This window comes from Roseivirga spongicola, assembly GCF_001592965.1.
GTDB lineage: Bacteria > Bacteroidota > Bacteroidia > Cytophagales > Cyclobacteriaceae > Roseivirga > Roseivirga spongicola.
Genome location: NZ_LRPC01000028.1, coordinates 255,234 through 279,802 on the forward strand (window position 1 = coordinate 255,234; position 24,569 = coordinate 279,802).

The 24,569-nt window shown below is 39.9% G+C and carries 22 protein-coding genes; 6 read left to right on the top strand and 16 right to left on the bottom strand.

The window, feature by feature from the left end:
- Window positions 1-23: 23 nt before the first annotated feature.
- Window positions 24-863, top strand: coding sequence for a hypothetical protein (locus AWW68_RS13095; RefSeq protein WP_068221756.1), 840 nt, complete (start codon window positions 24-26; stop codon window positions 861-863).
- 70 nt (window positions 864-933) lie between these two features.
- Here the strand turns inward: AWW68_RS13095 and AWW68_RS13100 are convergent, their stop codons facing one another.
- Window positions 934-2,199 carry an asparagine synthetase B gene (locus tag AWW68_RS13100; protein ID WP_068221758.1) on the bottom strand — a complete coding sequence of 422 codons (1,266 nt, stop codon included), beginning with the start codon at window positions 2,197-2,199 and terminating at the stop codon, window positions 934-936.
- 114 nt (window positions 2,200-2,313) lie between these two features.
- On the opposite strand from AWW68_RS13100, the gene AWW68_RS13105 reads away from it, so the two are divergent.
- Both AWW68_RS13105 and AWW68_RS13110 read left to right on the top strand, forming a co-directional pair.
- Window positions 2,314-3,549, top strand: coding sequence for an ABC transporter permease (locus tag AWW68_RS13105; protein WP_068221760.1), 1,236 nt, complete (start codon window positions 2,314-2,316; stop codon window positions 3,547-3,549).
- Window positions 3,550-3,616: 67 nt separating this feature from the next.
- The gene (locus AWW68_RS13110; protein ID WP_157717645.1) at window positions 3,617-4,000 is read left to right on the top strand and encodes a hypothetical protein; all 384 of its coding nucleotides are present in this window, start codon (window positions 3,617-3,619) and stop codon (window positions 3,998-4,000) included.
- Here the strand turns inward: AWW68_RS13110 and rsmG are convergent.
- Genes rsmG through AWW68_RS13125 form a run of 3 tightly spaced genes read right to left on the bottom strand, consistent with a single transcriptional unit; the run spans window position 3,994 to window position 6,356 of the window.
- Window positions 3,994-4,620 carry a 16S rRNA (guanine(527)-N(7))-methyltransferase RsmG gene (rsmG, locus tag AWW68_RS13115; protein ID WP_068221764.1) on the bottom strand — a complete coding sequence of 209 codons (627 nt, stop codon included), beginning with the start codon at window positions 4,618-4,620 and terminating at the stop codon, window positions 3,994-3,996. The genes AWW68_RS13110 and rsmG overlap by 7 nt on opposite strands.
- A 39-nt stretch (window positions 4,621-4,659) precedes the next feature.
- The gene (locus tag AWW68_RS13120; RefSeq protein ID WP_068221766.1) at window positions 4,660-5,268 is read right to left on the bottom strand and encodes an RNA polymerase sigma factor; all 609 of its coding nucleotides are present in this window, start codon (window positions 5,266-5,268) and stop codon (window positions 4,660-4,662) included.
- On the bottom strand, window positions 5,259-6,356 hold the full coding sequence (locus tag AWW68_RS13125; protein WP_068221768.1) for a glycosyltransferase: 1,098 nt from the start codon (window positions 6,354-6,356) through the stop codon (window positions 5,259-5,261). The genes AWW68_RS13120 and AWW68_RS13125 overlap by 10 nt, the downstream gene beginning before the upstream one ends.
- 72 nt (window positions 6,357-6,428) lie before the next feature.
- Here AWW68_RS13125 and tgt point away from each other — a divergent pair, with 72 nt between their 5' ends.
- From tgt to AWW68_RS13140, 3 genes are read left to right on the top strand one after another with little or no spacing between them, the layout of a single operon-like run.
- Window positions 6,429-7,559, top strand: a complete 1,131-nt coding sequence (gene tgt / locus AWW68_RS13130) for a tRNA guanosine(34) transglycosylase Tgt (RefSeq protein ID WP_068221770.1) — start codon at window positions 6,429-6,431, stop codon at window positions 7,557-7,559.
- Complete coding sequence (locus tag AWW68_RS13135; RefSeq protein WP_245660239.1) at window positions 7,556-8,638, top strand: LptF/LptG family permease; 1,083 nt, start codon at window positions 7,556-7,558, stop codon at window positions 8,636-8,638. Before tgt ends, AWW68_RS13135 begins: the two co-directional genes overlap by 4 nt.
- Window positions 8,638-9,561, top strand: coding sequence for a DMT family transporter (locus AWW68_RS13140; RefSeq protein ID WP_068221774.1), 924 nt, complete (start codon window positions 8,638-8,640; stop codon window positions 9,559-9,561). The genes AWW68_RS13135 and AWW68_RS13140 overlap by 1 nt, the downstream gene beginning before the upstream one ends.
- A 13-nt stretch (window positions 9,562-9,574) precedes the next feature.
- Here AWW68_RS13140 and AWW68_RS13145 read toward each other — a convergent pair whose 3' ends face one another.
- From AWW68_RS13145 to AWW68_RS13200, 12 genes are all read right to left on the bottom strand, one after another.
- Entirely contained in the window at window positions 9,575-10,381 is an 807-nt protein-coding gene (locus tag AWW68_RS13145; RefSeq protein ID WP_084375683.1) for a M23 family metallopeptidase, read from the bottom strand.
- 23 nt (window positions 10,382-10,404) lie between these two features.
- Window positions 10,405-11,220, bottom strand: coding sequence for a 4-(cytidine 5'-diphospho)-2-C-methyl-D-erythritol kinase (gene ispE, locus AWW68_RS13150; RefSeq protein WP_068221778.1), 816 nt, complete (start codon window positions 11,218-11,220; stop codon window positions 10,405-10,407).
- 46 nt (window positions 11,221-11,266) lie between these two features.
- Entirely contained in the window at window positions 11,267-12,079 is an 813-nt protein-coding gene (locus AWW68_RS13155; protein WP_068221780.1) for an enoyl-ACP reductase FabI, read from the bottom strand.
- 69 nt (window positions 12,080-12,148) lie between these two features.
- Complete coding sequence (locus tag AWW68_RS13160; protein WP_068221782.1) at window positions 12,149-13,222, bottom strand: efflux RND transporter periplasmic adaptor subunit; 1,074 nt, start codon at window positions 13,220-13,222, stop codon at window positions 12,149-12,151.
- Window positions 13,223-13,226: 4 nt separating this feature from the next.
- On the bottom strand, window positions 13,227-17,504 hold the full coding sequence (locus AWW68_RS13165) for a CusA/CzcA family heavy metal efflux RND transporter (RefSeq protein WP_068221784.1): 4,278 nt from the start codon (window positions 17,502-17,504) through the stop codon (window positions 13,227-13,229).
- 61 nt (window positions 17,505-17,565) lie between these two features.
- A complete protein-coding gene (locus tag AWW68_RS13170; RefSeq protein ID WP_068221786.1) occupies window positions 17,566-17,940 on the bottom strand; it encodes a hypothetical protein in 375 nt (124 codons plus the stop codon).
- A gap of 70 nt (window positions 17,941-18,010) precedes the next feature.
- Entirely contained in the window at window positions 18,011-19,672 is a 1,662-nt protein-coding gene (gene recN, locus AWW68_RS13175; RefSeq protein WP_068221788.1) for a DNA repair protein RecN, read from the bottom strand.
- A 37-nt stretch (window positions 19,673-19,709) separates the two neighbouring features.
- Window positions 19,710-20,612: a type IX secretion system protein PorD gene (gene porD / locus AWW68_RS13180; RefSeq protein WP_089082306.1), complete on the bottom strand. Its 903-nt coding sequence runs from the start codon at window positions 20,610-20,612 to the stop codon at window positions 19,710-19,712.
- The gene (gene coaBC / locus AWW68_RS13185; RefSeq protein ID WP_068221792.1) at window positions 20,599-21,795 is read right to left on the bottom strand and encodes a bifunctional phosphopantothenoylcysteine decarboxylase/phosphopantothenate--cysteine ligase CoaBC; all 1,197 of its coding nucleotides are present in this window, start codon (window positions 21,793-21,795) and stop codon (window positions 20,599-20,601) included. Before coaBC ends, porD begins: the two co-directional genes overlap by 14 nt.
- Window positions 21,796-21,807: 12 nt before the next feature.
- Window positions 21,808-22,128 carry a DNA-directed RNA polymerase subunit omega gene (locus tag AWW68_RS13190; protein WP_068221794.1) on the bottom strand — a complete coding sequence of 107 codons (321 nt, stop codon included), beginning with the start codon at window positions 22,126-22,128 and terminating at the stop codon, window positions 21,808-21,810.
- A 1-nt stretch (window position 22,129) separates the two neighbouring features.
- Complete coding sequence (locus AWW68_RS13195) at window positions 22,130-22,930, bottom strand: outer membrane protein assembly factor BamD (protein WP_157717647.1); 801 nt, start codon at window positions 22,928-22,930, stop codon at window positions 22,130-22,132.
- Window positions 22,931-23,072: 142 nt separating this feature from the next.
- Entirely contained in the window at window positions 23,073-24,566 is a 1,494-nt protein-coding gene (locus tag AWW68_RS13200; protein ID WP_068221796.1) for an OstA-like protein, read from the bottom strand.
- Window positions 24,567-24,569: the final 3 nt, after the last annotated feature.

The following is a 24,569-nucleotide window of genomic DNA, read 5'->3' on the forward strand; positions in this document are numbered from 1 at the left end:
CAAGCCCTTCTGGGGAAGAAACCATGACCAAAACACCTTTCATATGCCTTGTGGCCATAGGTCTGCTCAGCTCTTGCGGTATGCAGATGATATGTCCTGCTTATCAATCGGCATTTGTTTTGGATGAAGATTATCAGCGAGATATGTACTCTTTGTTTACCGTTGTAGATGGTGATACCGTACCCAAGCGACCTTACGGCTATAAGTATAAAGCAGATGGAGATAGCCTGATGGAGAAATTCATTAAAGGTACTGAAGGTAAAGGGTTTCGTGTTCAAAAAGGAAGGACACATTCTTTAGAAAAAGCAGGCTTTGTGTATGAGAATAGGGCAAAGGAAAAGCTTTGGGTGAAGGTGTTTTCTGGCCCAGAAAAACCAGTTTTAGAGAATCCTTATTTATTCGACCGAATTACCAAGAGAAAACCTTTCTACAAACTAGATCATTTAGAGACCGAGTTGGTCCACTTTAATAGTACTGAGCACGATAGCATTGTAAAATCGATTGTTAATAGAGGAGATACTAGCCGGTACGACCGATTAATGCAGGAATATTATGCTAAACCTCCAGCCTTACAAGCTCAACATGCTCCTCTGTTAAGAGGTGGCTTTAACACTGAGCAAGAGGAGTATAATAAGCGATATAGAGATTACTTCTTACGAATGCCCGATCCACCAGCCCCAATTGATAGCTCAGAATTAGAAAACTTGCCCCAAGAAACTCTGGCAGAAGATTCAACCAAGAAGAAAGGCATCTTTGGCCTTTTTAAAAAAGGTAAAAAAGAGAAAGAAGAGAAGCCTCCGAAAGAACGTAGGAGAGACCGTAAGAACAACCAAGAAGGAACTAAAGAGGAGGAAGATAATTAGTCATTTGTCATTGGTGAGACTTGGCCGTTGGTTTAGCCACTAATTTCCATTGACTACCGACCAATGACCACTAGGTTTTCCTTTTCTTCTTTTTTGCAGCAGGGAACAGAATGTTGTTCAAAATTAATCTGTAACCAGGAGAGTTAGGATACAAATTTAAGTCTGTAGGTTCTTCGCCAACTCTATGCTGGTAATCTTCAGGGTCATGTCCGCCATAGAAAGTCCAAAAGCCATTGCCATAGATGCCATGAATGTATTTGTCCTCATTGGCTGCAGTGGTTTCGCCCATTACAACAACATCTGGTTTAACAACTCTCTTTTTAAAGGAGGTAGTTTGACCGTAAAAACCTTTAATCAATTGAGTATGATTTTGCGTGAGCATTGTAGGAACAGGGTCCCACTTTGCGGAGAACTGAAATAGTTTGAAGTAATCATTTCCTTCGTTCAAAGATCTTTCTCTTCTAGACTCGGTATTATCTATGTCTGAAAATTCATACTCCATAGGATCCATCCGCAGCTTGAAGTTTTCAAAGGCTAGAGTTTCGGAAAAGTTGAACTTAGATTCTGCTCCAGGCTCTGGCGGGTCTCCATCGTACATATAGTCGATGAAATCTACACCGTTAGCAGCTAGAGCAATGTCAAAAGAGTCGGTAGCAGAGCACATGGCAAATAAGAATCCGCCACCAGCCACAAAACTTTGAATCTTCTTTACTATGGCCAGTTTAAGTTGAGACACTTTGGCAAAGCCATGCTTTTTGGCGCTGGCCTCATAGTCTTTCTGCTGCTGAATATACCAACTATAGTTTCTAAAGCTTTGATAGAACTTACCGTACTGGCCAGTGAAATCTTCATGGTGAAGATGTAGCCAGTCATAAGTAGAAAGCTCATCATTCATCAACTCATCGTCATACACTACATCGTAAGGTATTTCTGCGTAAGTCAGTGCCAGAGTAACGGCATCGTCCCAAGGCATTTTGCTCTTAGGGGAATAAACGGCAATTTTTGGAGCAGTCTCCAACTTCATCATGTCCATGTTAGACGATGGAGAAGATAACAGTTCCTCAAACTTTAAAGCATCCGCATCAGATATTACTTGGTAGCTAACCCCACGTATTACTAATTCATTTTCTATACCTGTTCTGGCAGGAAGCAAAAAACTTCCGCCTCTATAATTTAACATCCAGTCAATTGATTCGTCTTGATTAAGAACCCAATAAGCAATGCCATAAGCCTTCATATGGTTGGCTTGTGTTTCGTCCATCGGAACGAGGATCTTATTTGCTAGGGCAGTAAAGGAAACAATACTGAACAGAAGGGTGAAAATGAGTTTATTCATAGCGAACAAGATATAAAACCGTTTAGCTGTGGATTCGTTCAATTTACGTATTAGTTACTAAAACTTGACCAGTGGTCTATTACATTTATAACGAGGTCTTACTCGAAACTTATTATGAATTTAGCACAGAACATCTCGGAAGGAATTAACTCAATTAAGGCGAATATTCTCAGAACCATTTTAACAGGTCTGATTATCGCCATTGGAATTACCTCACTGGTAGGTATGCTAACTGCGGTAGACGGCATTAGGAGTGAAATTGATTCTAGCCTTTCCAACCTTGGAGCCAACAGCTTCGATGTAAATTCCCGATTTTCTGGCAGAAGAAATATGAATGGGAGAAGGGAGAAATCTTTTGAACCGGTAGATTTTAATGAGGCAATCAGGTTTAAGGAAATGTATGACTTCCCTTCTACAACTACCATCTATACTAGAGCTTCAGGTACTGCCGAAATTAAATATGGTAACAAAAAGACCAATCCGAACATTTCGATAACTGGTGGAGATGAAAATTACTTTGCTATTAAAGGAGTGAATATTGAGAGTGGAAGAAACTTCTCTTCTCTTGAAATTCAGTATGGAAACTATGTATGCATATTGGGTACAGAGGTTGTAAAAGCTTTGTTTGAAGAAGGTGAAGATCCGTTAAATAAGACAGTTAAATTTTACGGTAATAACTACCGAGTAATTGGATTGTTGGAAGAAAAAGGAGGCTTTGGTGGTGATACCGAAGAAGATAGAAACATTGTTATTCCTTTACTAAACGCTAAAAGGTTAGATAGGAGAGGTAGTATGAGATACAGCATTACTACCATGATTGAAAACCCAGAGAATATTGATTATGCAATGGGAGAAGCCACTGGATTAATGCGTCAGATTAGAGGAGATAAAATTGGTGAAGAAGATTCTTTTGAAGTGGTAAGAAGCGACTCTGTTACAGAGGCCCTAGATAATATGACCAATGGACTTAGAATGGGCGGTTTTGGAATCGGGGCCGTCACTTTACTAGGTGCTGCCATTGGTTTGATGAACATTATGATGGTAACCGTAACAGAACGAACCAGAGAGATTGGTGTAAGAAAAGCCCTGGGTGCCACACCAAAAAAGATACTTCGTCAGTTCTTGGTAGAGTCTATTGTTATCTGCCAGATGGGAGGCATAGCTGGTGCTATTTTAGGAATTATAGTCGGTAACATAATGGCGAACTTCTTAGGAGGTGCATTTGTAATTCCTTGGGTGTGGATTACAGTTGGCCTTGTAATCTGTGTTATAGTGGGAGTTGTTTCAGGTTACATACCTGCTAAAAGAGCTGCGGCACTAGACCCAATTGAGTCTTTAAGATTTGAATAAGCGGTATATACTGCTGATTAGAAAGCCTCGATTTATCGAGGCTTTTTTTATATTGAAGAAAAAAAACATGAACCTCACTGATCCTGTACACAAGAAAGTTATCGGAGTAATTTTTATCGTATTTAGTGCATTAGGCCTTCTGATGCTTATGTTCTACGACCAACTCATGAGCGTGATAATTGGTTTGGCGCAAGATGAGCCTGGTTTTGATCCAGATGCTATATGGGTTTTCGACTTGATTAACTCTTTCTTATGGGGAATTGCCATTATCTTCTTAATCCCGAGAATCATTATCGGAATTGGACTTATTAATCAGAGAAGATGGGCCAATGTTCCAGCCTTAGTTTATGGGGTGTTTTCCTTAATTAATATACCTATCGGAACCCTTTTAGGAATCTATTGCATTTTAGTGTTTACTGCCAAGAGTAAGGCCGAAAAGAATGATTACTGAGCAGGTATGTAGATAACCTGCTTGGTCTCAAAAAACTCTTCTTTAAAATATTCAGAAAGCGCATAAGACTTTATGCGCTTTAATTTTGACTCTTTCAATTCATCCGCTAAGTCACCTCCCTTTAAGTAAAGGATTCCGTTTTTAAGTTGGTGATTGGATTGCTTCTTGAACTTATCTTTCACCCAAGGGTAGAAATTAGCTAGTCTGGTAACTGCTCTGCTCACTACAAAATGAAAGTCACCCGGTACTTGTTCAGCTCTAATGTGTTCACCCTTCACATTAGTTAAACCCAAAGCAGCAGATACTTCGTTTACCACCTTAATTTTCTTTCCAATACTGTCTACTAAATGGAAGTTAGAATCGGGAAAGAGAATGGCTAGAGGAATGCCCGGAAAACCACCTCCTGTGCCAACATCTAAGATCTGAGTTCCAGGTTTAAAAGTCTGAACCTTAGCAATACCCAAAGAGTGAATAACATGACGCTCCGTTAAGTTCTCAATATCCTTTCGAGATACCACATTAATCTTGTCGTTCCACTCTGCGTATAGAGCTGGCAATTGAGCAAATTGCTCTTTTTGAGCATCTGTTAAATCAGGGAAATACCGAAGCAGGTTCTTCATTCGGCAAAGATAGGGAAGAAGCCAGTAAACTTGGAAGCTTTAGATATGCTCCTTTTTATTCTTCACCAAATCATACATCAACTCACGAGCTCTGTGAAGCTGTGCTTTTACTGTACCCAATGGAGCATCGAGCTCTTTCGCAATTTCGTCATAGCTTAATTCATCGAAGTACCTCAGCTTTACAAGTCTCTGATATTTAGCAGGAAGCTTGCCTACAAACATTCTTACCAAATCAATCTTTTGTGCTTTAATGGCCTCTTCCTGTGGGTTAAGGTTCTTGTCTTGAACATCTATGGTAACTGCTTCACCATTGTCGTCTTTAAACGATGTGTTGAGACTCATGGTGTCTAACCTCTTCTTTCTAATAAAGTCAATGGTGTTGTTAGTGGCTATTCTGAACAGCCAAGTAGAAAAAGTAAAGTCCTTTTTAAACTTGTGTAAGTTTTTAAAAGCTTTTGCAAAAGCTTCAATGGTCAGGTCTTCTGCATCATCTACATTTCTGACCATTTTCAGAATCATGTGATATACAGGTTTTTTATACCGTTTCATTAAGTCGGCATATGCCTGCTCGTCTACGCCAGAAACGGCTGCATCTATCAACTTAAAATCTTCGAGTGCTTTCTTCGAGAATTGCTTTCCTACTTCCATTCAACTTGCTTCGTTGCCAGTGCTTTAATGGCTACCCAAGGATAATAAAAACAATAACAAAAATCTAAAAAGGGAAGTGCCCAAAAATTGATGTCTGTTTTAAGTTTTCGACCTAATTGATTCAATATCAGATAAACAACCAGGCTCCTTATACCAAAAACCAGTAAAGCGAATTTTATGTTTATTCCTAAAAATATTACTGAAATAAACATACCCCATCCGACCAACCAAGATAACGTAAAAATTCCCAAAAGCGTTTGGTCTTTTTGATGATAGTGTTTTCCAGCCGATAAGTGTCTTATTTTTTGTCTTAAGTAGGAGTTGGTGTCAGTCTTTGGTGAGGAAAATACGAGTGATTCTGGGCTTATCTCAATATCGATTTGCTTTCTTTTTTGCGCAAGGTGAGAAAGCATAAGGTCATCATCACCACCTTCTAAACCGCCAATGGACTTAAGAAAATCTAGATCATAAGCTTCTTTTAAAATGGCCAAGTTTCTGCCAACAGCCATATATGGACGCTTGAGTTTTGCAAAACCCAAATATTGCAGCCCTACAAAGAGTGTTTCGAATTGAATAAACCTATTTAGCCAGCCTTTGGTCTGTCGATAAGGAGAATAGCCGATGATAATTTCTGATTCGTTGTTAACATAGGAAGTCATGCTGCTAATCCAGTTTTCCGAATCGGGAACACAGTCTGCATCTGTAAACAACAGAACTTCGTTCGATGCTTTGCTAATCGCTTCATTTAGAGCAAATTTTTTACCTGTCCACCCCTGGGGTAGCGTTTTAATGTCAATCACCTTTATGAAAGAATATTTGCTCGACCAATTTGTCAAAAGCTGCTGGCTTTCATAGGTAGAGCGGTCGTTAGCAATAATTACTTCAAAGTTGGGGTGATTTTGAGTTGTTAAGGCATTCAGTAGATGGGGTAAGTTTTTATGCTCATTTCTTGCGGCTACAATTACAGAAACACTTTTAAATCTAATATCTGCTTTACTAGAATGCTTAAGAATGCTAAGTGCCAGGCTTAGCACAAAGACAAGCTGAAGAGTAATTACTAGTGAAAATATTAGCAGAAAGGGCTGCATTCAGAAAACAATAACGGTCAAAGAAAATAGAATTAAGCAATACTGCTATTTTTGTGGCTTCAAATCAAGTGAATGGATTTTAAGCTAGTTGCAGAAGATAAAGGTTCAAAGGCAAGGGCAGGAGTAGTCACCACAGCACATGGTGAAATTCTGACCCCCATATTTATGCCTGTAGGAACCGCAGGGACGGTAAAAGCAGTACATCAACGAGAATTACACGATGATGTAAAGGCCCAAATTATTCTCGGAAATACATACCATCTTTACCTAAGACCGGGTCTGGATATTATAGAAGCCGCTGGTGGATTGCATAAATTCAACGGTTGGGAAAAACCGATATTGACAGATTCTGGAGGCTATCAGGTGTATTCGCTTTCTGGTACCAGAAAAATTAAGGAAGAAGGTGTAACCTTCAAGTCACATATAGATGGTTCTAAGCATGTATTTACGCCTGAAAATGTAATGGACATTCAAAGAACCATAGGTGCAGATATTATTATGGCTTTCGATGAGTGTACTCCATATCCTTGTGAATACGGTTATGCAAGAGAGTCGATGGAAATGACTCACCGTTGGTTGAAAAGGTGCTGTGACCGATTTGATGAAACAGAAGGTAAATACGGATATGACCAAACACTTTTTCCTATTGTTCAAGGCAGTACATTCAAAGATTTAAGAATTAAGTCTGCAGAAACTATTGCTTCTTTCGGAAGAGAGGGTAATGCCATTGGTGGACTCTCTGTGGGTGAGCCTCATGAAATGATGTATGAGCAAACTGAGGTGGTTTGCGATATTCTACCTCATGATAAGCCAAGGTATTTAATGGGTGTTGGTACACCAGAGAATATATTAGAGTGTATTGCCCTAGGTGTAGATATGTTCGATTGTGTGATGCCAACTAGAAATGCTAGAAATGGTATGCTGTTTACCTCAGAAGGCATTATTAATATTAGGAATGAAAAGTGGAAGGATGATTTCAGTCCAATAGATCCGAACCTCGGGGGATATGTAGATACTTTTTATTCTAAGGCTTATTTGAGACATTTAGTAATTAGCAAGGAGATTTTGGCTGCCCAGATTGCCTCTATTCATAATTTGAGCTTTTACTTATGGTTGGTAAAAGAGGCCAGAGAGCAAATACAGAAAGGCACGTTTGTTGATTGGAAAAACAAAATGGTTAAAAAAGTGACAACCCGTTTATGATGAGAATTTTAGATCGCTACATTCTCATTAAATTTCTAACAACATTTCTTTTTGTTTTGGGGATTTTGGTGGCCATTGTGCTCATTATTACCTTCTCTGAAAGAAATGAAAGCTTTATTAAAAATGAAGTTCCTCCAAAGCTTATAGCTGAGTATTTTCTAGCCTATGCTCCCTATATAGCTAATCTTATTACGCCAATCATTGTATTCATAGCAACGGTGTTTGTTACCTCTAAACTGGCAAGCCACACGGAAATTATTGCCATTTTAAGTGGAGGTGTGAGCTACCCTAGAATGCTCAGACCATTCTTGATTGGTTCCGTTATTATTGCCGTTGTAAGTTTTGCTTTTACAGGTTGGATAATTCCAGAAGCTAATAAGTTTCGCGTGGAGTTCGAGCAGAAGTTTTTCGATAATGAATTTAATTTCTCTCAACGCGATGTCCATTTTAAAGTAAGTCCTTCAACCTATGCCTATATAGCCTCATACGACTCTCGTAGAGATATTGCATACCGCTTTACGTTAGAGGAGGTAAAGGGAACGGAAGTGCTTTGGAAGTTTGCAGCCAGACAGTTAAAATGGGATACTCTTGAGAACGTTTGGGTGGCGAGCAATTGGAATTTGAGGGAGTTTCAAGAAATGGGAGAGAAATATTTGTACAGCCCTAACAAGGATACCACTCTTGGCATTAATATGCGCCCAAGCGATTTTGGTAACTTAAATAGCTTTGAACAAACATTAACCCTAAATGAGCTGAACGATCATATTGCAGACTTGCAAATGAAGGGAGCCGATAATATTCCTATCTATATTATTGAAAAGTATGTGAGGTACATGTCGCCATTTTCGGCCATCATTCTCACCTTTATTGGGGTAATACTCTCTTCTAGGAAAACCAGGGGAGGGGTAGGCTTTCAAATTGCTTTGGGCTTTATGATCGCGTTTATATACATCATTCTATTTATTGCCGCCAAAAGCAATGCAGAGACTACTTCTAATAGTCCTTTGCTAGCGGTTTGGGTACCTAATATCATATTTACTGCACTTGGTGTACTTTTGTACAGATTTGTACCTAAATAATGGAAACAGCCTCTGTTAAAGATTATCTAAAACTCCATTTCATTGTATTTATTTGGGGTTTTACAGCCATTCTTGGCAATGAAATGACTATTGAGTCAACGGATTTGGTGCTATATAGAACGGCTTTGGCTTCTGTTATATTGGCAGTTCTAATGAAGATTCGAAAAAGGGTCTTTATTCTTCCAAGAAAGGCTGTTGGCTATCTTTTTCTGACTGGGCTTGTGGTGGCGGCCCACTGGGTTACATTTTTCGAGTCAGCTCGAATATCAACAGTTTCTGTATGTTTAGCAGGAATGGCCACCACTACCTTCTGGACTAGTCTAATTGAGCCTTTGTTCAAGAAGCAACGTGTACAAGCTTTTCAGGTTCTTCTTGGGCTAGTTGTTATTTTTGGTCTCTATCTCATATTTAAGTTTGAGTTTAATCATGCTGAAGGTTTAGCACTAGCTATGGTTTCGGCCTTTTTGGCTGCGCTTTTTGGAGTGCTTAATTCTAAGTTTACCGTAAAATACCCTGCTTACGGTATTACACTGTATGAAATGTCTGCAGCAGCAATTGGCTTGCTAGTTTTTATTCCTCTTTATAAGTCTTTTGTATTAGAGACAGATGTTATTTATCAGCTTCCTACTACTAGAGATTGGTTCTTACTGTTGCTACTTAGTGGAATTTGTACCGTTTATGCCTTTTCAGAATCTGTTGAATTGATGAAAAGAATTACCGCTTTTGTGGTTAGCCTGACTGTGAATTTGGAGCCTGTATATGGTATTCTATTGGCACTTACTATTTATGGTGAGGAAGAAATGATGAGTGGAGGTTTTTACTGGGGAACATTGATTATAGTTTTGGCTGTACTTTCTTATCCCGTGGCACGCAGAATTAAAAGGAATAGACAGTCTAAGAAGTCGCGAATAATAACTAATTAGTCAGGCTGTTCAATTAGCGAAAGGAGTTATAAGTCTGTCCTTCCTTTAGGTATTCAACCTTGTTTAAAGCTATTTCGAATTTAACAGGTAAGGTTTTTTGAGCTTGGTTACCTGTGGTGTAGACTACAAAATGCAAATGAGCTCCAGAAGCCCAGCCAGTTGCTCCATTAAGTGCTATCGGTTGTCCAACGGTCACTTTTTCGCCCAATTCTACAATTACCCCATTCTTTTGTAAGTGAACATAATCTGCCATGGTGCCATCTTCGTGAAGTATGCTTACGTAATTTCCATCATGCATACATTCTGCAGAAGGACAACCACGATTAGAGTCTTCCTTAATTCTAACCACGGTTCCTGCTCTGGCTGCCGTAATACTAGCGCCTTCTGGCATTGTAAAGTCCAGAGCGTTAATTCCCCTGTGCGTGGTGCTACCATTGTAGCCTTGACTTAACCGATAAGACTTACCAGCAGGAAAGGGAAGTTGATAAGCGTAGTTCTCATCATGTTCGGCTAGAGCATCGCCCATACTGTAGTTGTATCCAAATTTGTATGACCAATTGGCATTTTTAGGTTTTACAATAGTAGCTAAAATGGTGCCTTTAGAATTGGGTTTTAAGACATAATATTCTTCTAGGTTTTCAGCCAATTTGGCTCCTTTTATCTGAACTTCTAGACTTAATGAAATGGGAAAATACTCTTCATTATTGCCCATTATTTTAACTACTTCATCATCTTCTTCAACATATATCTGCATGTCGAAATCTGATGTTTGGCCAAATAATGTACTACTAAGAAAAACTAGTAAGATTAAGCTTCGCATTGTTTTTAATACGAAGAAAAGGCTTAGAGCGACATAGTTCTGTAAAAGAACTTTTGACTAAATGCTTTAATGATTGGTGGTTGTTCTTTGTAAATGCCGAAAAGACTACTGCCAGAACCGCTCATGGCAGCATAGATAGCTCCCTGCTCATATAGTTCAGCTTTAATTTCGGCTAAAATTGGCTGTTTTTTAAAGATGGACTCTTCAAAGTCATTAACGAGAGTTTCTCTCCATGTACTTATGTCTGCCTTCTCCAAGATTTCTTTTAACTGATGTTCTGGTTCTTTGGGAGTAGTTCCAGCATAGGCCTCTTTCGTGGAAATATGTAAGCCTGGATGAATCAATACAAGGTGATAACCACTTAAATTAACATTGCAAGGTTCTAATTCAGTCCCAGTACCACTGGCTAATGCTGGCTTATTCTGAATAAAAAACGGGCAGTCACTACCTAATTGAGCAGCGTATGACTCTAAAAAGCTATCGTCTAAAAAGAGCTGGTAATAGTCTGAAAGCGCTTTAAGCATAAAAGCTGCGTCTGAAGAGCCTCCTCCCAAGCCTGCACCAGTTGGTATGTTTTTATGTAAGTGGATATTGAGTTCAGGAAGATGAAAGTCCTTTTTAAGAAGTTTGTACGCTCTGATTACAAGGTTGTCTTTTCCATCAGAAGGTATAGATGAGCCAGAAGAGTTAAAAGCTGTTTTTTTCTTTGCAGGCACAAATTCTAAAGCATCCTTAAGCGGTATCGGGTAAAGACAAGAATTAATAGCATGGTACCCATTGCTGAGCTTCTCAGTAATTTGGAGGCCAAGATTTATTTTGGCGTTAGGGAATATCAGCATAGAGGTAAGAAAATAGTCACCCTGAAATAGGGTGACTATAGGTTATTTATTTTGTTAAATCTTCAATAAGTCGATCAGTAATTCCTGATGAAGAGAAGCCACCGTCATGCATTAGGTTTTGCATAGTAACCATGCGAGTGAAGTCTGAGAAGAACATTACGCAATAGTTAGCACAGTCTTCTGCACTTGCATTGCCTAGTGGAGACATTTTATCTGCATAGTCGAAGAATACATCAAAACCTCCAACACCAGTTCCTGCAGTGGTCATGGTAGGTGATTGAGAAATAGTGTTTACTCTCACGTTTTTCATTCTACCGAAACGCTCACCGTAGCTTCTTGCAATTGATTCAAGCATAGCCTTAGCCTGAGCCATATCTGAGTAGTCTGGGAAAGATCTCTGAGCAGCAATGTAAGACAAGCCCATAATTGAACCCCACTCATTCATTGCATCAAGCTTCTCAGCAGTTTGCATCACTTTGTGGAATGAAATGGCAGAAACGTCAAGGGTTTTCATCAACCAATCGTAGTTCAAATCGCCATAATCGCGACCTTTTCTTACGTTAGGGCTCATGCCGATTGAGTGCAAAACGAAGTCAATTTTACCGCCAAGTACTTCCATAGACTTGGTGAATAAGTTCTCCAAATCTTCAATTGAAGTAGCATCTGCCGGAATTACTTCTGCTTCACATTCTTCTGCAAGCTTGTTTATTGTGCCCATTCTTAACGCAATTGGGGCATTGGTTAATGTGAAAGAGGCTCCTTCAGCATGAGCAACCTGGGCAACTTTCCAGGCGATTGAACGCTCATCTAATGCACCAAAGATGATTCCTCTTTTTCCTTTCAGTAGGTTATGCGACATAATGTTTTTTCTTTTTGCGGGTCAAAAATAGGGATTTGCTTTGAAATAGAAATCCAAAGTTTCACTGACTTAAAACTCCTGGAGAAAATAGTTCCCCTTCAGAACCCACTGATCTGAATTTTGGGCATCTAAAACTTCCGTAAAGTTCTCATTACTACGACCTACAGAAACCATTACTTTTTTGAATTCGTCACCATCTTGCTGAAATAGATAGAAGATGTTGTTCTCTCTAATCAGCTCTTCGTTTTCGATTTGAGCCACTTCATCGCTGCCAACAATAATACGTGCTTCTATGAATGTACCAATCTTAAGGTTCAGTGACTCATCTTCCAAATGACCGTGAACTCTGAGTTTGTTTGAAGAAACATCTGGGTTAATCAAATAAACCTCTGCTGTATACACTTCATCACTGCCTGGTAAATTGAATTCGATTTTTTGCCCTTTCACTATTTTGCTAGCATCCTTGGCAAACACATCTAACTCAAGGTGCTTGTGGCCTTCACTGAGTAGCTCTAGTATCGGCTGATCTGAACCGATGAACTGACCATTGGAAATCATCACTTTACTCACTTTTGCATCGAAAGGAGCCTTAATGCTAATCTCATTAACGATTCCCTTGTCTTCAATGGATTCCGGATTAATACCAATCAATTCTAATTGAGAGCTTAAAGTTTTATATCGAATTTGAGCTTTGCTTAGTTCTCTTTCAATCTCATTGATCTCCTTTTGAGAAGTAGCGTTCGATGAAACTAAACCTTGTTTTCTCTCTAATTCCTTAGTTTGAAAGTTCATCTCTACTTTTTCTTCAAGCAACTGCTGCTGTAAAGCAATTAGGTTAGGGTGGCTAAGTTTGGCTATTACTTGACCTTTCTTTACGGCTTCCCCTTGAATAACATCTAAGTAAACCACATTGGCAGCAATAAAGCTATGTATCACTTTTCGCTCCATGGGTGGAACATCAATGTTGCCGGTTGCTGTTACAGTTTCAATTAGAGGTTTCACCTGAAGGTTTCCCACCTGAATATTTCTCACTGGAGCGCTTTCCTGAGTTGGTTCCTCTGCAACTTCAGTATCATTCGTTTTTTCTGAACATCCGAGCCCCACTTGGGCCAAAAGGATGAATAGGATATATAACTTTTTCATGGGTTTAATTTTTTTCTGTTAGGAATTCGAGCTGAAGCTGAATAGCAGCCAACTCCTGATAGATAGATATTTTTTGTTCGAAATAGCCTAAGTGAGTATTCACTAACTGAGACCATTCAAAAGTGTTGATGTCGCCACTGCTGAGTAGGGTTTTTAGTCCACCCCAGTTAGCCTCCATTTGATTATCGGGAGGTAAAAAAGCAAGGGCCTTTTGCAGGTGTTCTTTGTTTTTGTTGAGCTCAGAAATCTTTTGTTCGTAATCGAAAATGATTTGCTCTTGCTCATTTCTACGCTTTTCAACTTCCAGACTTCTGATCTTAGCTGTTTGCTTTGGAGAGCTGGAAAAGAGGGGCATGCTAAGCCCTGCTCGAAAACCGCTAAGTCCTGTCAGGTTCACAATTCTCTGTTGAAAATAACCTACTCTCAATTCAGGAGCATACTGAGCTTTCGCTTCTTTAACCTGCATTTCCATCCAATTGAGTTCTGCCTGCTGACTTTGTGCGAGCAAGCTGGTGATTGAATCGGAAGTTTGACTCATCCACTCAGTGACAGAAATATTAGCTGGTTTTCCATCAATAGTTTGACCACACCACTTACTCAGTTCTGCTAGAGCACTTTCCTTAGTCATTTCTGCTGAAAGCTGCTGTTTGCTTAAACTAAGTACTATACTTTCTACACCAAACTGATCTTTAAGATTCAGCTCACCAGCCTCTCTGGCTTGTCTTAGCGTTACATTTATGTCTTGCAGTTCAGGCAACCATAGGTTGATTTGCTCAAGACTCTGTTCCGCAAAATACCATTTGAACCATAGGCCTTTCACCTGAGAAATCATATATCGCTGCTGAAGTAATTGTTCCGATTCAACATACTCTGTTCCTGCTACTGCGGCTTTTTTAGCTGCACTCATATGGAAGAGATTTCCCAGACTCTGATCAAGTTGCCACTGCCAGTCATTCACATCTTCGTTGAGTTCACCATAGGAATAGTCGAATGAGGTGTTACCTAACTGAAAGGTGGCTTTCTCACGGCTTTTACTTTGTTCAAGTGCAATTGATAGGTTCTTGAACTCGGCATGGTTGGCTTTGGCCATTGTTACTACATCATCTATACTTACCGGATTAGTTTGTGCCTGTAGGGAATTGAAACTCAAAAACAGAACAATAATACCAGCGGCTTTAGTCAATGTTTTCTTGTTGAACATTACATATAAGTTAGGTAATATAAACAGCGTTAGCAGGGTAGAGGAGATCAGTCCACCGATTACAACCGTGGCGAGTGGTTTCTGAACTTCAGCCCCAGCAGTTACAGAAATGGCCATTGGAAGGAAACCAAATGCGGCAACTGCTGCTGTCATTAACACGGGTCTTAGCCTTGCTAAACTTCCTTCTATTACCACCTCATCAATCGTGTTATGGCCTTCTTTTCTCAGTTGGTTGTAGTATGAAATCAGCACGATACCGTTGAGCACTGCTACACCAAACAGTGCAATAAAGCCGATACCTGCAGAAATACTGAAAGGCATACCTCTAATCCAGAGAGCGAGAATACCCCCAATGGTAGACATTGGCACTGCTGAGAAAATAAGTGCAGCATATTTCATCGATTTAAAGGTGAAATAGAGTAGCACGAAAATCATTAGAAGAGCAGCAGGCACAGCAATGCTTAGCCTTTCTTGAGCTGCTTCAAGGTTTTCAAACTGCCCACCATACATCACGTAATATCCTGCAGGGAAATCGATGTTGGCATCAACTTTCTCTTCAATCTCCGCCACTAAACTGGCAATATCTCTATTTCTGTTGTTCACACCAATGGTGATTCTTCTCTGCGCATTTTCACGAGTAATTTGCATTGGCCCTTCAATTACTTTTCGCTCAGCCAATTCATGAAGCGGAATTACTTCACCATCGAAACTAGTTACGTAGAGTTTATTCAGGTCTAGATCGCCTCTATAGGTATCATTGTAACGAACTACAAGATCGAACTTCTTCTCATTTTCGAAGATCACTCCAGCAGCTTCTCCTGCAAATGCAGTTCTTACTACTTGATTTACTGCATCTATTGACACATTGTATTGTGCTAACTTCTTGCGGTTAATGTCTATGACAAACTGCGTCAGTCCGGCAGTTTGCTCAACTTTTACGTCTGCAGCACCTTCTATACCTTCCACAATATCTGCTACTTCTTGGCCTAGTCTGGCAAGCTCTCCAACATCTTCACCGAAAATTTTAATGGCAATCTCTGTTTTTGCACCGGTCATCAATTCATTGAATCTCAATTGAATAGGTTGGGTAAATTCGAATGAGGCTCCCGGAATAGCTGCTAGCTTTCCTTTCATAAGGTCAATGAGTTCTTCCCTGTCATTAGTGGTAGTCCATTCCGACTTATTCTTTAGAATAATCATGATGTCGGCATCTTCTATGGCCATTGGGTCGGTAGGTACTTCCGAAGTACCAATCTTTGAAACTACATGCTTTACTTCAGGGAAATTGCTAAGAAGTATGTTTTCAGCCTGATTTGCCGTTTTAATACTTTGTTGGAGTGAACTTCCTGGGGGAATAGCCATTTGCATAGCTAAATCTCCTTCTTCTAAGGTTGGAATGAATTCAGAACCCAAAGTGCTGAGTAATACCGCACAAGCTAAGAATGCAGCCACTACAATGCTAAGTAGCATTTTTGGCCACTTGAGTGCAGATTTAAGCATAGGACGATATTGGTCTCTCATCCAATTCACGAATTTGTCCGAAAGTGTGTTATGCGCTTTGATCTTCTTTTTAAGAAGTAGACTGGTAACCATTGGAACGTAGGTGAGAGAAAGTATCATGGCGCCTAAAAGGGCGAAACTCACGGTCAAGGCCATTGGCTTAAACATCTTGCCTTCCACACCTGTAAGTGTAATTACCGGAAGGAATACAACCAAGATGATGAGGACTCCAAAAGCAGCTGACTGATAAATCTTGACTGAGGCTTTCTTTACCACATCGTCCATTTCTAACTGGCTGAGATGTTTGCCAACGTAACCAACATAAATTACGTGGAGTACATTTTCTACAATGATTACCGCACCATCTACCACAATACCAAAGTCGATTGCTCCTAATGACATGAGGTTGGCCGATACTCCGAAAATGTTCATCAGAATAAAGGCAAAAAGCATGGCCAGAGGAATGACTGAGGCTACAATAAGTCCGGCACGCCAGTTACCCAGTAGTAGTAGCAGCACGAAAATTACAATCAGACCACCTTCAATTAGGTTTTTACTTACCGTATCTATAGCACGCCCAACCAAGTCGGAACGGTCTAGATATGGTTCAATGGAAACGCCTTCGGGCAAACTGCTCTGAATTCGCTCTACTCTTTCATGAACGTTGGCAATGGCTTCTGAAGAGTTAGCTCCTTTAAGCATTAGGGCGATACCACCCACAGCTTCGCCTTTTCCATCTTTGGTCATTGCACCGTAGCGTTTCGGGCTTCCCCATTTTACTTCTGCAATGTCCTTTATCAATACAGGGGTTTCTCCCTGGTGCTTAACAATAATGTCGTTAAGCTCTTCTAGGTCATCGATTCTTCCTTCAGAACGGATATAATATGCATTGGTGCTTTTCTCGATATAACTACCGCCACTATTCTGATTGTTTCTCTCCAAAGCATCGAACACATCGGCTAAGGTTAGGTCGAAACCTCTGAGTACGAGCGGATCTATAGCAACTTCGTATTGCTTAAGGTAACCTCCGAAACTGCTGATTTCGATAATGCCGGGAATTCCACTCATCTGACGTTTAACTATCCAGTCCTGAATAGTTCGGAGCTCCATATCGTCATACTGATCTTCATAACCGGGCTCTACAGCCAGCACGTATTGGTAGATTTCACCAAGACCAGTGGTAATTGGCATAAGTTCCGGGGAACCAAGTCCTTCAGGAATTTCTTCTGAAGCCAGATTGAGCTGCTCTTGAACAAACTGCCTGGCATCGAGCTGAGACATTCCGTCTTCGAACACAATGGTCACCACTGAAAGACCATATCGTGAGATGGATCTGATTTCAGTAACTCTTGGAATGTTTGCAACACTTATCTCGATAGGGAAAGTGATGAGCTGCTCCACTTCTTGTGGAGCAAGGGTAGGCGAGGTGGTAACCACCTGCACCTGATTGCTGGTAATGTCGGGTACAGCGTCAATTGGTAGTTGTTTGAGGGAATATAAACCTCCAACTACTATGGCTATAACCAATAGGAATACAATGAATTTCTGTTCAACAGAAAAATGAATAATTTTCTTAAACATGGTGTAATAAGATTAAATCAATTAATCAATAATGGAGGGTCAGATAGACCTTATTAGGGGATTACACCAATGCAGGTGGGCCTCTTAGCGGTTGTAGCTTGAGGTAATAATTGTCTTTTAGACTGAATAAGTAAGGAGTATTGTGTTGAGTTTCTTCTTCAAGAATAGGAATGAAAGATAAAGCTATGGCTAGGAAAGCCAGGTCTGGACTTATGATCTCTAACTGATGCTCTGTCTCAAATTTTTCCAGGTGTTCCTGACCCAAGTCTGGATGGAAAATAAACTGAAGCCAGTTTAGAATATTGCCATTATTCTCGACTTCGGATATGGTATGATTATAGGTTTGCGTAATATTATTATGCTGGTGCGGGGTAATACTGTGCAGGAGCACAATTACCGTAGCCAAACCAACAAACAGCAAACCTAACTTTCGCATGGTCAAATATAGAAAAAGAATTAAAACTCGAATGTAACCGTGTGATATTCGGCTTGAATAATGGTTAAACTTAAGAACCTGTCATTTCAATAAGTTCTTTAGCAGAATTATAAGCCGTTGCTGATGGATTTTTTCCTCCTATCATTTCTGCAATTTCTCTTAAACGGTCTTCTTGATTAAGCAACCTGATCTGACTACTGGTTGTGCTGGTAGACTCGTCTTTATATACGAAATAGTGAGCTGACCCACGAGCAGCAATTTGAGGCAAGTGTGTAATAGTAATTACTTGATGACTTTCCGACATCTTCCTCATCATTTGAGCCATTTTAATGGCAATTTCGCCAGAAATACCTGTGTCTATTTCATCGAATACAATGGTAGGAAGGGCGGTTTTGTCTGCCAAAATATACTTAACGGCAAACATGAGCCTTGAAAACTCACCACCAGATGCGGCTTGTTTCAGTGGGCTAGGGGCTATGCCTTTATTGGCAGAAAAGAGAATTTCTATAGTGTCGTTACCGGTTAAGGTCAGTTCAGAATCTATCCTCTTAACTTCTAAGCTGGCATTTGGCATACCAAGTTCTGCCAGATGTGATTTGATAGATTTGGTAAACTGATCGAAAACCTTTGTTCTTACCTTAGATAGCTCCTTTGCCAATTTATTGGCTCGCTCAAAGGCTTCTGTTTCTGCTTTTGCAGCTTCTTCAATGGCTTCATCTAAGTTGCTAACCCTTAGTACTTTGTTTCCAAGTTCTTCGTAAATCTCTAACAGCTCAGCAATTGACCCTACCTGATGTTTCTGCTGGAGTTTGTAAATGAGGCTGAGTCTATCCTGACATTCTTCGGTACGCTGAGGATCAACTTCTACTTTACTGTCTTCATCCTCAAGCTCTGCAATTATATCTTTCAGTTCAATGAGAAGGCTCTCTAGACGCTCTCTTAAAGCATCGTAAGACTTACCGAAGCTACTTATGGCAGATATCGTAGACTTTAGCTCTTGGATCATACCAGAGGCATTAAATTCCGCCTGATCAGAAATCATTAAAGCTTCATTGAGCTTGGCTTTAATTTCCTCGGCATGCTCTAGTTTGGAGAGCTCTTCTTCTAGCTCCTCTTGTTCGTCTGCTTGCAGCTGGGCTGTATCTAATTCATCGAATAGGAACTGATGGTAATCGGCCTCTTTGGTTATTTGGCTACCTTCTTCGATTAAGTCTCTGTGTATTCTCTGTTTTTCTTTGAAGTCTTTGAAAACCTCTTGATACTTTGAAAGGAGCTCGAAATTGCCAGCAACTATATCGATTATCTGAAGTTGATAAGAGTTATTGCCCAAAGCCAGTGTTTCGTGCTGAGAGTGGATGTCCATCAATCTTAAGCCAATCGCCTTCAACGCATCTAGCGTGGTTGGTGTATCATTAATGAATGCCCTAGACTTTCCGGCTGCACTTATCTCTCTACGAATAATACACTCTTCTTCATAGTCCAAGTCATACTCTTCGAAAAGAGGCTTAAGTTGATATGCTTTTACATCAAAGATTCCCTCAATAATGCACTTCTTAGACTCATCAAAAACCACTTTGCTTTCTGCGCGCTTGCCAAGTAATAAGCCTAAGGCCCCTAGCATAATTGATTTACCAGCTCCAGTTTCACCAGTAATAATATTTAAGCTAGAAACAGGCTTAATTTTTAGTTGCCTGATTAGCGCATAATTCTCGATAGAAAGGGTTCTGAGCATTGAACAAAAGTATCAATTCAGCTTGCTCCAAGCAATACTAGTTCTGAACGATTTTTTGATATTGACTCCTTCTGGAAGGATCTAACTTGAGTAACTCATTGTAAACTTCTCTTCTGAGCTTCATATCACCCTGAGAGAAAACATTTACTAACTCATCACTTTTAGCGTCTAAAAAAGAGATGATTAGAATTGAATTGGGAAGTACTGAATTTACCTCTTGAACTTCCTTTAAAGCATCTAGTATATTCTGTCTGGCAGTTTCTTGGTCAGACTGAAATATATCCATTCCGTTAATGTGATAATCGTAGAATGCTTGTCTAACAGGTTCATATTGGGCATTACTCATTAGGTTTTCAACCAACCAATACCTGTTTCTTCGACTTTGAAATTGCCCCCAGCCTGTTGAGCCAGCGTTTTGAGCATTGTTTACAATATTCAGAGCAGTCTGAAAATGAGCTGTACCTCCGAGAGGCGCAAATGAGTCATAATCTATGCCCAAGGCTATGTATGCATAGTAGGCAAGTAAGGAAGTAATATTATTGGTGAAATTGTTCTGGTTAAACTGCAAAGGCTGCGACTGGTTAAACTGAAAGTCCCAGTCTCTGTCGGCAAAGTTTAGCAACAAAGTTTCATAGGTAGTTCCATAAACGGGTCTAACTATTTGTATTTGTGCATTAGCAGTAAACTGACCTATACTGGGCTGGTCTTGAATGGTTAGAACGAGGTTAGCTTTTATTTTTTCGTTGTTTCTAAACTGATCGTTGGTCCATACCGTCTCGTTTAGAAAGCGCTCGAAAGTAGTTTTCATATCATCAAAAACTGCTCTTTCAGTAGTTTGAACTATGTCTGCATTTATGCTGACTGTAAAGTTCAGCTCTTGTGCCTTTAGTGAAAAAAGGCATGTAATGAGTAGAATTAGGATGAAGCTAGATTTTTTCAAGAATGCTTTTGATGATGTCTTTAGCAACTTCTTTTTTAGTCTTTAACTCAAAATGTTGAATATTATTGGCTTTGTCAATTAGAGTAATCTTGTTGGTGTCGTGGCCAAAGCCTGCTCCCGAATCTTGTAGCGAGTTTAACACAATGAGGTCGAAGTTTTTACTCTTTATTTTGCCTTGCGCATTTTTTAATTCATCGTTGGTTTCTAGTGCGAAACCTACATTGAACTGTTTTTCTTCTTTTCTGGCCCCGAGTGTCTTGGCTATATCTATAGTTTTAGAAAGCTCAATCTGCAGAGTAGTGTCTGCCTTCTTTATTTTCTGATCTGCTTGAGTAGTTGGAGCATAATCTGCTACTGCTGCGGCAAAAATATTGATGTCCGAGTGAGGGTAAACTTGCTCGCATGCATCAAACATTTGCTGCCCACTCTTTACGTTTACTCGGTTTATTACTGAGTTATCTACACTAAGGTGCGTAGGGCCAGTTATAAGTGTTACCTGTGCCCCAAGTCTAGCAGCTTCTTCAGCTAGAGCAAAGCCCATTTTTCCAGAAGAGTAGTTGCCAATAAAGCGAACAGGGTCTATAGCCTCGTAGGTAGGGCCAGCAGTTATCATGACCTTTTTTCCTTTTAGCGGGGCATTTTCCAAGAAAAAGTCATTAAGGTAGGTTATGAGTTCTTCGGGTTCTGCCATTCTGCCTTGACCAACCAATCCACTAGCCAATTCTCCATGTCGAGCCTCGATCAATGCATTTCCAAAACCCTGTAGCTTAGCAATGTTAGCTAATACTGAAGGGTGCTGGTACATGTCTAAATCCATTGCAGGAGCAAACATTACTGGACATCTGGCCGATAGGTAGGTGGCCAATAGTAAGTTGTCGCAAAGGCCATTAGCCATTTTACCGATGGTGTTGGCACTTGCCGGTGCTATAATCATAAGATCAGCCCACAGTCCAAGCTCAACATGATTATTCCATTCTCCGGCATCACCAGTAGTAAACTCCGAGAGAGCGGGGTTTTTGGAGAGGGTTGAAAGGGTAAGAGGAGAAATGAATTCTTTAGCTGCAGAAGTCATAATTACTTTAACTTCGGCACCTTCTTTCACCAGTAATCTAACGAAAATAGCAGCCTTGTAGGCTGCTATGCTTCCGGTAACTCCGACCAGTATTTTCTTTCCTTTCAACATGAAGGACCGTTGTTATTCTTCTGAAGCTGCTTCTGCTTCTTTGAATCTATGGTAGATTTCTCCGTTGATAAATTCTTCGATTGCCATTGCTGTTGGCTTAGGCATTCTCTCATAGAATTTAGAAATCTCAATCTGCTCTCTGTTTTCGAAAATCTCTTCAAGATTATCTACAGTAGAAGCAAACTCTGCCAATTTTCCGTTGAGCTCTTCCTTCATAGTAGAGGCAATTTGCTTAGCTCTTTTAGAAATAATAGCTACCGACTCGTAGATGTTGCCAGTAGGCTCCGCGATCTTATCGGTATCTCTTGTAATGATTGATGGACTTGCTGCCATTTTAGTCTATTTTCAGTTTATTTAATTCTTCCTTCGATTGCTCGTAGTAATCTTGAGCTTTATTCATGTACTCACTCTGTGGGTACTTTTCCAAAAACTCCTCATAAAGATCTAAAGTTTTATCGAAACGCTCTTTCCTTTTGCTGGTAATACTGTTATCAGCAAGTTTAAAGCTAGTTTCTACACTTAAGAATAACAATTCCTCATTGTATTTGGAATCAGGATAATCTTCTTTGAACGCCTCGAAGCTAACCAAAGCTGCTTCTAAATATGTTCGGTAAGATAAACCTGTTGTAAGCCTGTAATATAATTTTGCCGTTTGATAAGCCTTAGTTTCAAAACGAATTTGCAGCTCATCAATAATTGCATTTGCCTCTTGGTAACGCTGAGATGCAGGGTAACGGTTCAAAAAGTTTTGCATGGCTAAAACAGCCTGTTCTGAGCTGCTCTGGTCTAAGTCTGGGCCTGGGGCATCTAAATATAAAGAATAAGCCTCCATAAACTGAGCCTCTTCTGCCATTGGGCTTCTACCAAAAGTTTGATAAAACTCTTTGAATTGATACGCTGCTAGTTGATAAAAACCTTGATTGTACTCGCAGTATGCCCAGTAATATCTGATTTTCTCAGCTTGTTCTGCTCCTCTAAAGTACGGGTAGATGCGCTCAAATAGAAGTTTAGCCCTTTCGTACTTACCTCTTTCGTAAAGAGCAATAGCACCGCTGTACATTTCTTCATAGTCATTAGATCGCTCTAATTTCACAAAGTCTGAGGCACAGCTAGTGTATAAAGTAATTAATGCCACAAAAATTATTAAAAGAGGGGGCTTTTTCATCGGCCTGCAAAATTACCAGTTAAGTTAGACATTTCCAATTCAACGAAGGTAATGAGAAGGATTTTCATTTGGGGAGGGTTTCGTTGAACATTAACTTTTTTTAACCCGTGGCTTATTTATCCCAGCGCAGATTTCTTGCTACCTGCCGTAGAGTAGGCCGTATATCTTGGTGCCAAGTAAAGCCTCGCAGTCTTTTGTCCAGCTGAGCAATCTCAAACTCTGGCTTAACCTGGCCATCTACTTCCTTGTAAGTTCTTATTTCTGTTACTGAGTTTCGGTTGAAATATAACGCCATATTAGAGCACTTCATTTTATTCATAGACATAGCTCCAGTAGCTTCTTTAATGTAATAGATGCTTTCACCGTTGCCGTTCACATCTGTCTTTTTAATGAATCCATCGTCAAAGTATACCTGCATGTCTATGCCTCTTACTTGATTGTAATTCTTTGCACTATCTTGAGATATGACGAAGGAGTTTTGAGTGAGGTTCATTTTATAAATTTTGCTCTCACGTACTTCTATGTTTATTGAATCTGCTGTCATTTGGCTGTTTTCAGCCCATATAACCGGGTCAGTAAACATGTAGATAGTAGAATCTCGAAAGTTGTAGCTTACCGAGTCTGCTACACCTTGCATGTTAGATTTGAACATCTTTACATCGTGATAGGCTGTGAGAAATTTGTTCTCAGGATCGTTCTGGTTTGAATACAAAGTGTCTGCACTGATGAACAATGAATCTCCTTCAAGCATTTTCTTCATATAGGCCTGGTCATAAACTACAGCTTCTTTTATAAGCTTAGTGTAGCGCCCTCGGTTTCCATAGATAGTTAATGAATCAGGCTTTGAGGTCATTATGATATTCTGACTTGCTGTATATACTTTTCTTGCGTCATCGGCAACTATAGTGTCAGCTTCAATGTAAACATCCGCGTTAGCAATATTACCCTCATAAATTTCTGCATAGAGATCTTGCCGATTGTAAATGAGACCGTTGTTAGTGTTGAGGGTGTCAGACTCAATGGTAATACCTTCGGTTTTACCTTTTGTTTTTGCTAGAGAAGTGTTTGTATCATAATAAAGCGTATCCGTCTTGAGCCTGAACTCTGGGTTTATCATATCAACCTCACTAAAGAACTCTGCTTTTTTGGTAGGCGTAAAATAGTATCCCCAATCGCTTGTAAGCTCGTTAGATTCATCAACAAGCTTACCGCCACCAAAATAATGACCTACTTGAGTGTTTCTATCGTAGTCCAAGTTATCTGTGTAGAGCGTGACGCTATCATCTTTCATTACAACATTATTGCGAAGTCTCGCAACTCTCAGATTTCCATCATATTCCAAATAGTCACTCTGAATGTTGAGAGGATCTACATTGTCAATAATCCGAACATGACCATATGCCTTGGCCGAATTGGTTAGTTTGTTCAGGTAGGCAGAGTCACAAAAGATAGTCGTGTTGCCTTGTATCAGCACCACACTGTCTTTCATACGTTGCTCACTACCAGACCCAATGAGTTTCCCCGCTGTTTTAAGCGTTACTCTTGTCTGACTAAAGCTAAGTACAGATACAAAGAATAGAATAAGATAAAATGTAACTCTTCTCATTTT

What these genes read in the sequence shown, in the direction of transcription:
- AWW68_RS13095 (WP_068221756.1), top strand. Translation starts at nt 24, where the DNA reads ATGACCAAAACACCTTTCATATGCCTTGTGGCCATAGGTCTGCTCAGC.
- AWW68_RS13100 (WP_068221758.1), bottom strand. Translation starts at nt 2,199, where the DNA reads ATGAATAAACTCATTTTCACCCTTCTGTTCAGTATTGTTTCCTTTACT.
- AWW68_RS13105 (WP_068221760.1), top strand. Translation starts at nt 2,314, where the DNA reads ATGAATTTAGCACAGAACATCTCGGAAGGAATTAACTCAATTAAGGCG.
- AWW68_RS13110 (WP_157717645.1), top strand. Translation starts at nt 3,617, where the DNA reads ATGAACCTCACTGATCCTGTACACAAGAAAGTTATCGGAGTAATTTTT.
- rsmG (WP_068221764.1), bottom strand. Translation starts at nt 4,620, where the DNA reads ATGAAGAACCTGCTTCGGTATTTCCCTGATTTAACAGATGCTCAAAAA.
- AWW68_RS13120 (WP_068221766.1), bottom strand. Translation starts at nt 5,268, where the DNA reads ATGGAAGTAGGAAAGCAATTCTCGAAGAAAGCACTCGAAGATTTTAAG.
- AWW68_RS13125 (WP_068221768.1), bottom strand. Translation starts at nt 6,356, where the DNA reads ATGCAGCCCTTTCTGCTAATATTTTCACTAGTAATTACTCTTCAGCTT.
- tgt (WP_068221770.1), top strand. Translation starts at nt 6,429, where the DNA reads ATGGATTTTAAGCTAGTTGCAGAAGATAAAGGTTCAAAGGCAAGGGCA.
- AWW68_RS13135 (WP_245660239.1), top strand. Translation starts at nt 7,556, where the DNA reads ATGATGAGAATTTTAGATCGCTACATTCTCATTAAATTTCTAACAACA.
- AWW68_RS13140 (WP_068221774.1), top strand. Translation starts at nt 8,638, where the DNA reads ATGGAAACAGCCTCTGTTAAAGATTATCTAAAACTCCATTTCATTGTA.
- AWW68_RS13145 (WP_084375683.1), bottom strand. Translation starts at nt 10,381, where the DNA reads ATGCGAAGCTTAATCTTACTAGTTTTTCTTAGTAGTACATTATTTGGC.
- ispE (WP_068221778.1), bottom strand. Translation starts at nt 11,220, where the DNA reads ATGCTGATATTCCCTAACGCCAAAATAAATCTTGGCCTCCAAATTACT.
- AWW68_RS13155 (WP_068221780.1), bottom strand. Translation starts at nt 12,079, where the DNA reads ATGTCGCATAACCTACTGAAAGGAAAAAGAGGAATCATCTTTGGTGCA.
- AWW68_RS13160 (WP_068221782.1), bottom strand. Translation starts at nt 13,222, where the DNA reads ATGAAAAAGTTATATATCCTATTCATCCTTTTGGCCCAAGTGGGGCTC.
- AWW68_RS13165 (WP_068221784.1), bottom strand. Translation starts at nt 17,504, where the DNA reads ATGTTTAAGAAAATTATTCATTTTTCTGTTGAACAGAAATTCATTGTA.
- AWW68_RS13170 (WP_068221786.1), bottom strand. Translation starts at nt 17,940, where the DNA reads ATGCGAAAGTTAGGTTTGCTGTTTGTTGGTTTGGCTACGGTAATTGTG.
- recN (WP_068221788.1), bottom strand. Translation starts at nt 19,672, where the DNA reads ATGCTCAGAACCCTTTCTATCGAGAATTATGCGCTAATCAGGCAACTA.
- coaBC (WP_068221792.1), bottom strand. Translation starts at nt 21,795, where the DNA reads ATGTTGAAAGGAAAGAAAATACTGGTCGGAGTTACCGGAAGCATAGCA.
- AWW68_RS13190 (WP_068221794.1), bottom strand. Translation starts at nt 22,128, where the DNA reads ATGGCAGCAAGTCCATCAATCATTACAAGAGATACCGATAAGATCGCG.
- AWW68_RS13200 (WP_068221796.1), bottom strand. Translation starts at nt 24,566, where the DNA reads ATGAGAAGAGTTACATTTTATCTTATTCTATTCTTTGTATCTGTACTT.